At 68.6% G+C, this 6454-nt stretch carries 7 protein-coding genes and 1 riboswitch; all 7 genes read left to right on the plus strand.

All coding sequences use genetic code 11. The features are described from left to right. The first annotated feature begins 195 nt into the window (after positions 1 to 195). On the plus strand, positions 196 to 606 hold the full coding sequence (locus R1101_RS0113890; protein WP_026003257.1) for a rhodanese-like domain-containing protein: 411 nt from the start codon (positions 196 to 198) through the stop codon (positions 604 to 606). Beyond that, positions 603 to 1826, plus strand: coding sequence for an O-succinylhomoserine sulfhydrylase (locus R1101_RS0113895; protein WP_026003258.1), 1224 nt, complete (start codon positions 603 to 605; stop codon positions 1824 to 1826). Before R1101_RS0113890 ends, R1101_RS0113895 begins: the two co-directional genes overlap by 4 nt. Before the next feature lie 24 nt (positions 1827 to 1850). Next, a riboswitch (cobalamin riboswitch) is annotated at positions 1851 to 1978 on the plus strand. 84 nt (positions 1979 to 2062) lie between these two features. Next, the gene (locus R1101_RS0113900) at positions 2063 to 2968 is read left to right on the plus strand and encodes an ABC transporter substrate-binding protein (protein WP_198420275.1); all 906 of its coding nucleotides are present in this window, start codon (positions 2063 to 2065) and stop codon (positions 2966 to 2968) included. A 107-nt stretch (positions 2969 to 3075) separates the two neighbouring features. Continuing rightward, on the plus strand, positions 3076 to 4038 hold the full coding sequence (locus R1101_RS0113905; protein ID WP_232284751.1) for a FecCD family ABC transporter permease: 963 nt from the start codon (positions 3076 to 3078) through the stop codon (positions 4036 to 4038). A gap of 74 nt (positions 4039 to 4112) precedes the next feature. Then, complete coding sequence (locus tag R1101_RS26790; RefSeq protein ID WP_016934020.1) at positions 4113 to 4847, plus strand: ABC transporter ATP-binding protein; 735 nt, start codon at positions 4113 to 4115, stop codon at positions 4845 to 4847. Beyond that, positions 4847 to 6193, plus strand: a complete 1347-nt coding sequence (gene cobU, locus R1101_RS0113915) for a bifunctional adenosylcobinamide kinase/adenosylcobinamide-phosphate guanylyltransferase (protein WP_016934021.1) — start codon at positions 4847 to 4849, stop codon at positions 6191 to 6193. The genes R1101_RS26790 and cobU overlap by 1 nt, the downstream gene beginning before the upstream one ends. Further along, positions 6190 to 6454, plus strand: a 265-nt coding sequence (locus R1101_RS31010; RefSeq protein WP_016934022.1) for a hypothetical protein, incomplete at its 3' end; no start/stop codon positions are given. The genes cobU and R1101_RS31010, both read left to right, overlap by 4 nt.

A 6454-nucleotide genomic window follows, 5' to 3' on the forward strand; every position in this document is an offset into this window, starting at 1 on the left:
CAACATTGCCGTGGACGGCGATCGGGCCACCGTGGACGTCCGGACCGGCCTCGACGGGCAGACGCAGACCGAGACGTGGCAGGTCGTCCGCATCGACGACGTATGGCGGATCTGCCGATTCTGAATCGGTGCCCGTGCGTATACGAAGCGATGCCCGCGTGTACGTCCCAGCGCGAACTGTGAAAACATGTCCGGGTGAGCTACGCAGGTGATATAACGCCGCGGCAGGCATGGGACCTGCTGCACGGTGATCCGGATGCCGTGCTCGTCGATGTGCGGACCGAAGCCGAGTGGAAATACGTCGGGGTCCCCGAAACCTCGTCGCTCGGTCGCCGGACCGTGTTCGTCGAGTGGGTTCGTTACCCCGACGGCGCCCCGAATCCGACCTTCGTCGAGGATCTGCGGGCAGCGGGTATCGGCGGCGGGCCGGTGATCTTCCTGTGTCGCTCGGGTCAGCGCTCGATCGGTGCGGCCGAAGCCGCCACCGCCGCGGGCCTGACCCCCGCCTACAACGTTCTCGAAGGATTCGAAGGCGCTCTCGACGGCGAAGGCCATCGAGGTGCCGAGGGCTGGCGGGCCGCGGGCCTGCCGTGGAGGCAGTCGTGAGTTCCATCCCCCAGGGCGGCGCGTTCAGCAAATCGCTGCCCGACACCGTTCGTCCCGCCACGCTCGGCGTGCGCGGCGGCACCCTCCGATCCGGTTTCGAGGAGACCTCCGAGGCCCTTTACCTCAACTCCGGGTTCGTCTACGAGTCGGCCGAGGCCGCCGAGGCCGCTTTCACCGGCGATGTCGACCATTTCGTCTACTCCCGCTACGGCAACCCCACGGTGAAGATGTTCGAGGAGCGCCTGCGCCTGCTCGACGGTGCCGAGGGGGCGTACGCCACCGCGTCCGGCATGTCCGCGGTGTTCACCGCGCTCGCCGCGTTGCTCGGCAAGGGTGACCGCCTCGTCGCGGCACGCAGCCTCTTCGGTTCGTGCTTCGTCGTGTGCAACGAGATCCTGCCCCGCTGGGGCGTCGAGACGGTGTTCGTCGACGGCGAGGATCTCGACCAGTGGGAGAAGGCACTGTCGGTGCCCACCACCGCGGTCTTCTTCGAGACCCCCTCGAACCCCATGCAGACCCTCGTCGACGTGCGTCGCGTCTCCGAGATGGCGCATGCGGCAGGCGCGAAGGTGGTGCTGGACAACGTCTTCGCCACCCCGCTGCTGCAGCGCAGCCTCGATCTCGGTGCCGACGTCGTCGTGTACTCCGGCACCAAGCACATCGACGGCCAGGGCCGTGTGCTCGGCGGTGCGATCCTCGGACCCGCCGACTACATCGACGGGCCGGTGCAGAAGCTCATCCGCCACACCGGGCCGTCGCTGAGCCCGTTCAACGCGTGGACGCTGCTCAAGGGTCTCGAGACCATGCCGGTGCGGTTGCGGGCCTCGGTCGATTCGACGCTGCGCATCGCGCAGTTCCTCGAATCGCAGGAGGCAGTGCGGTGGGTCAAGTACCCCTATCTCGAATCGCACCCGCAGTACGAACTCGCGAAGTCGCAGATGAGCGGCGGCGGCACGATCATCACGTTCGAACTCGACGCCCCGGAGGGCGAGGGCAAGAAACGCGCCTTCGAGCTGCTGAACAAACTGCGCATCGTCGACATCTCGAACAATCTCGGCGACGCCAAGTCGCTCGTCACCCACCCGGCGACCACCACCCACCGGGCGATGGGACCCGAGGGCCGGGCCGCGATCGGCCTGTCCGACGGTGTGGTGCGACTGTCCGTCGGCCTCGAGGATCCCGAGGATCTTCTCGAAGATCTCCAGCAGGCGCTGTCCTGACCTGCGAAGCCGTGAGCTACGCTGCGGGTGTCCTGCCGATCCGGTAGGGCACCCGCTGCGTTTTCGGTGAAGCCGGTGAGAATCCGGCGCTGTCCCGCAACTGTGAGTCCCGATACGGGGTGAGCCAGGTCGGCCGGCGCGGAGGGTCCGTACGTACTGGTCCTCGGACGAAGGACGGTGGCGTGCCGCAACCGCCTGTTGCAGCCGTGCTGTTTTCGTCCTCCGAACAACGGAGGATGGCTGTGCCCCTCGACAACTCCCGACGGCTGTTCGCCGCCGGACTGACCGCCTTCGCTCTCCTCGCCGCGGGGTGCTCGAACAGCGACGACTCGTCGCCGGCCGGTGACACCGGCACCGCTTCCGCCGATGCTCCGCAGGCCATCGTCTCCCTGAGCCCCACCAGCACCGAGATGCTCTACGCCATCGGTGCCGGTGACCAGGTGGTCGCGGTCGACGACCGATCCGACTACCCGGCCGACGCGCCCGTCACCGACTTGTCGGGCTACACCCCGAACGTCGAGGCGATCCTCGGTTACGAACCCGACCTGGTCGTCGCCAACGCCGACACCGCCGATCTCGTCGCGGGACTCGAACAGGCCGGTGTCGAGACGTTGATCCTTCCCGCCGCCGGGAAGCTGGACGACACCTATGCCCAGATCGAGCATCTGGGAGCCGCCACCGGACACGTCGGTGACGCCGCCGAACTCGTCGCGCAGATGAAGACGGACATCGACGGGATTCTCGCGGGCCTCCCGGAGCGTGAGACCCCGCTGACCTACTACCACGAGCTCGACAACACCTTCTACACCGTCACCGACGACACCTATATCGGCGATATCTACTCGATGCTGGGTCTGACCTCGATCGCGACCGGCGGCAACGGTTACCCGCAGCTGTCCGCCGAGTACGTCCTCGAACAGAACCCCGACGTGATCTTCCTGGCCGACGGACAGTGCTGCGGCGTCACGCCCGAGGTCGTCGCACAGCGTGCGGGTTGGAACGAGCTCAGCGCCGTCCGTGACGGTCACGTCTACGTCCTCGACGAGGACATCGCGAGTCGCTGGGGTCCGCGCGTCGTGGACCTGATGCGCGAGATCGCCCGGATCGTCGGCGCCATCCCCGCGGCCCAGCCCACGCCTTGATCTCTCTGTCGCGCCGCAGTACCCGCGCCCTGCCACCCGGTGGTGCGCGGGTACTGCCGCGCAACGTGCTCGTGCTGACCGGCGCGGTGCTCGTCCTGTTCGCCGCGATGCTGGTCGGGATCCTCGTCGGACCGGCCGGTCTCACCCCGGGAGGGGTGCTGCTCGACATCGCCGACCGCCTGCCGTTCGTCGACGTCGATTCGGGACTGAGCACGCGTCAGCAGGCCATCCTGTGGAACATCCGGATGCCGCGTGTGGTGCTCGGCGTGCTGGTCGGTGCGATGCTGGCCATCGCCGGCGCGGCCTACCAGGGTGTCTTCCGCAACCCGCTCGCCGATCCCTACCTGCTCGGGGTGTCCAGTGGCGCCGGTCTCGGCGCGACCCTCGCCATCGTCGTGGGCGGCGCGGCCGGGTTCGCCGGGGTCCCCGTCGCAGCGTTCGCGGGTGGATTGCTCGCCGTCGGCGCAACCTACTCGCTGGGCCGCACCGTCGGCGGAAGCCGCTCGGAAGTCGTCATCATCCTCGCCGGGGTCGCCGTCGCAGCCTTCGCCAACGCGATCCAGACGTTCTTCATGCAGCTGCACGACGACACGCTGCGGCAGGTGTACTCGTGGATGCTCGGCCGCCTGTCCACCGACGGATGGTCCGATGTCGTCGTGGTCCTGCCGTACGTCGTGGTCACCGTCGCGATCATCGCGCTGCACCGGCGCACACTCGATGTCATGGCGGTCGGCGACGTCGAAGCCGCGAGCCTCGGGATCGACCCGGCGCGCGTGCGGCTGTTGCTCGTGTGCGTCGCGACGCTCGGAACTGCGGCCGTCGTCTCGGCGAGCGGTCTCATCGGCTTCGTCGGCATCGTCGTGCCCCACGCGGTACGGCTGCTCGCCGGACCCGGCCACCGACTCCTGCTGCCGCTGTCCCTGCTGGTGGGCGCATCCTTCCTCGTCCTCGCGGACGTCCTGGCCCGTACCGTCATGTCGCCCGCCGAACTGCCGATCGGTGTCGTGACCGCGGCGATCGGGGCGCCCTTCTTCCTCGTCGTGCTCAGACGTAGCCGAGGTGTCCGATGAAAAGCGATGTTCTCCCACCGGGACCGTGACGGTGTCGTGCCGGGCAGCTCGGCGCCGAACGCGGTGGCATCGAGGTGCTGCACCGCGTCGACCTGAACGTCACCGCCGGCTCCTGGGTGTCGCTGGTCGGGCCCAACGGGTCGGGCAAGACCACCCTGCTGCACGTCCTCGCCGGGCTCGTGCCGGCCACCGGTCACCTGCAGGTCGCCGACATCGTGCCGGGGCGCGCCGGACGTCGGGACATGGCACGCGCGGTCGCGCTGATGCCGCAACGCCCCGTGGTGCCGGAAGGTGTCACCGTCAGGGAACTGATCCACCTCGGCCGCACCCCGCACATCCCGCGCTTCGGATCCGAGACCGCGCACGACCGCGAGGTGGTGGACCGGGTCGTCGAACGGCTCGAGCTCGAGGCGTTCGCACCGCGACTCGCGACCGAACTGTCCGGTGGGGAGCTGCAGCGGGTCGTGCTCGCGCGCGCTCTCGCCCAGCAACCCCGGGTGCTGCTCCTCGACGAACCCACCAGCGCCCTCGACATCGGGCACCAACAGCAGGTGCTCGAACTCGTCGACTCGATGCGCACCGAAGGCGACCTCACCGTCATCGCCGCGATGCACGACCTGACCTCCGCCGCCCAGTACGGGGAACGGCTCGTGCTGCTCGATCGCGGATACGTCGTTGCCGACGGAGTGCCCGACGACGTGCTCACCGCCGAACGCATCGCGCAGGTCTACGGCGCCCGCGTCGAGATCCTCGACCGTCCGGCGGGTCGTGCCGTTCTCCCGCTCCGCGACACCTCGAAGGACTGCTGATGGAGGTCGTACTCCTGGGGACCGGCGCGGCGGACGGATGGCCGAATCCGTTCTGCACGTGCGAATCCTGTGCGGACGCCGCACGTCGCGGCGAGATACGCGGGCAGACCGCGGCGCTCGTCGACGACGTGCTGCTGCTCGACTGCGGTCCGGAGGCGCCCGGTGCGGCGGTGCGGCACGGCAGGTCGCTGGCGTCGGTGCGGCACATCCTCCTGACACACGCGCACGCCGATCATCTCGGGCCGCAGGCGTTGCTGTTCCGATCATGGGTCGCGGGCGGCGACGAGCTCGACGTGATCGGCCCCGCCGACGCCCTCGACACCTGCAGACCGTGGGTGGGCCCCGACGACCCGGTGCGTTTCGTGCCGGTCGAGGCCGGGGATTCGCTTGCCGTCGGTGAGTATGCGGTGCGTGTTCTCCCCGCGCGGCACAGGGTGTTCCGTGACGGTGACGCAGTGCTGTACGACCTGTCGGGTCCCGGCGGGTCGCGGCTGCTGTGGGCGTGCGACACCGGGATGTGGCCTACCGAGTGGTTCGAGGCCGTGCGCGACGCGCGGTTCGACGCGGTGTTTCTCGAGGAAACCTCCGGCGACCGCTCCGAACTGTCCGAGGGCCACCTCGGCCTCCCGGAATTCGGCACCCTGGTGGACGGTCTGCGCGGTGCCGGTGCCGTCACTCCGGACACCGATGTGGTCGCAGTGCATCTGGGCCACCACAATCCACCCGCCGACATACTTCGGAAACGTCTGCAGCAGGTGGATGCTCGTCCCGGTCGTGATGGTGAGGTGGTCCACGTGGGTGAAGGGACTCCGGTCGTGCCGCATCGGACGCTGGTTCTCGGGGGAGTGCGGTCGGGCAAGTCGCGGCACGCCGAGGAGTTGCTCGCGTCCTGCCCGTCCGTCATCTACGTCGCCACCGGCGGGACACGAGAGGGTGACGCGGAGTGGGCGGAACGTGTTGCGTTGCACCGGGAGAGACGTCCCGGTTCATGGTCGACGGTGGAGACGGTCGATGTCGCCGAGGTGCTGTGCACCGCTACGGAACCGCTGCTGATCGATTGTCTCGGAACGTGGTTGACGGCACGGCTCGATATTCACGGTGTCTGGGAGGGTGGCGGCCTCGACCCTGTCCACTCCGACGTGGACGAGTTGATCGCGGCGTGGCGGAAATGTGCGGTGCCGGTGGTCGCCGTGAGCAACGAGGTCGGTAGCGGAGTGGTGCCCGCGAGCTCTTCGGGCCGATTGTTCCGCGACATGCTGGGCCGGCTCAATGCGCGGGTCGCGGAGGCCAGTGAAGCAGCGACTCTCGTGGTGGCAGGAATTCCTGTTTCGTTGAAGCGGAATTGATTTCGAAGCATCAGCCTTCCGATCCGTCGTCGGCCGGCTCGCCCACAGGAGCATCGTCGCTCGGGGTCGGCGCAGGTTCGGGCGGCGTCTCCTCGGGGACCGGTGAAGGAGCAGGCTCGCCGGTCGGTGCAGGTGCAGGAACAGGAGCAGGTGGGGGAGCCGGGAGCGGATCGACCACCGCGCTCCTCACCCACGAACCCGAAGCCCTGCTGATCACCCATTCCCCCGAACTGCCGGTGATGCGTAGCTCGTCCGTCTCGG

The sequence above is a fragment of the Rhodococcus sp. R1101 genome (assembly GCF_000278445.1).
Taxonomy (GTDB): Bacteria; Actinomycetota; Actinomycetes; order Mycobacteriales; family Mycobacteriaceae; genus Rhodococcus; species Rhodococcus gordoniae.

Excerpts from the sequence above, each read along its gene's own strand:
- R1101_RS0113900 (WP_198420275.1), top strand. The coding sequence starts at position 2,063 with ATGGCTGTGCCCCTCGACAACTCCCGACGGCTGTTCGCCGCCGGACTG.
- R1101_RS0113905 (WP_232284751.1), top strand. The coding sequence starts at position 3,076 with ATGCTGGTCGGGATCCTCGTCGGACCGGCCGGTCTCACCCCGGGAGGG.
- cobU (WP_016934021.1), top strand. The coding sequence starts at position 4,847 with ATGGAGGTCGTACTCCTGGGGACCGGCGCGGCGGACGGATGGCCGAAT.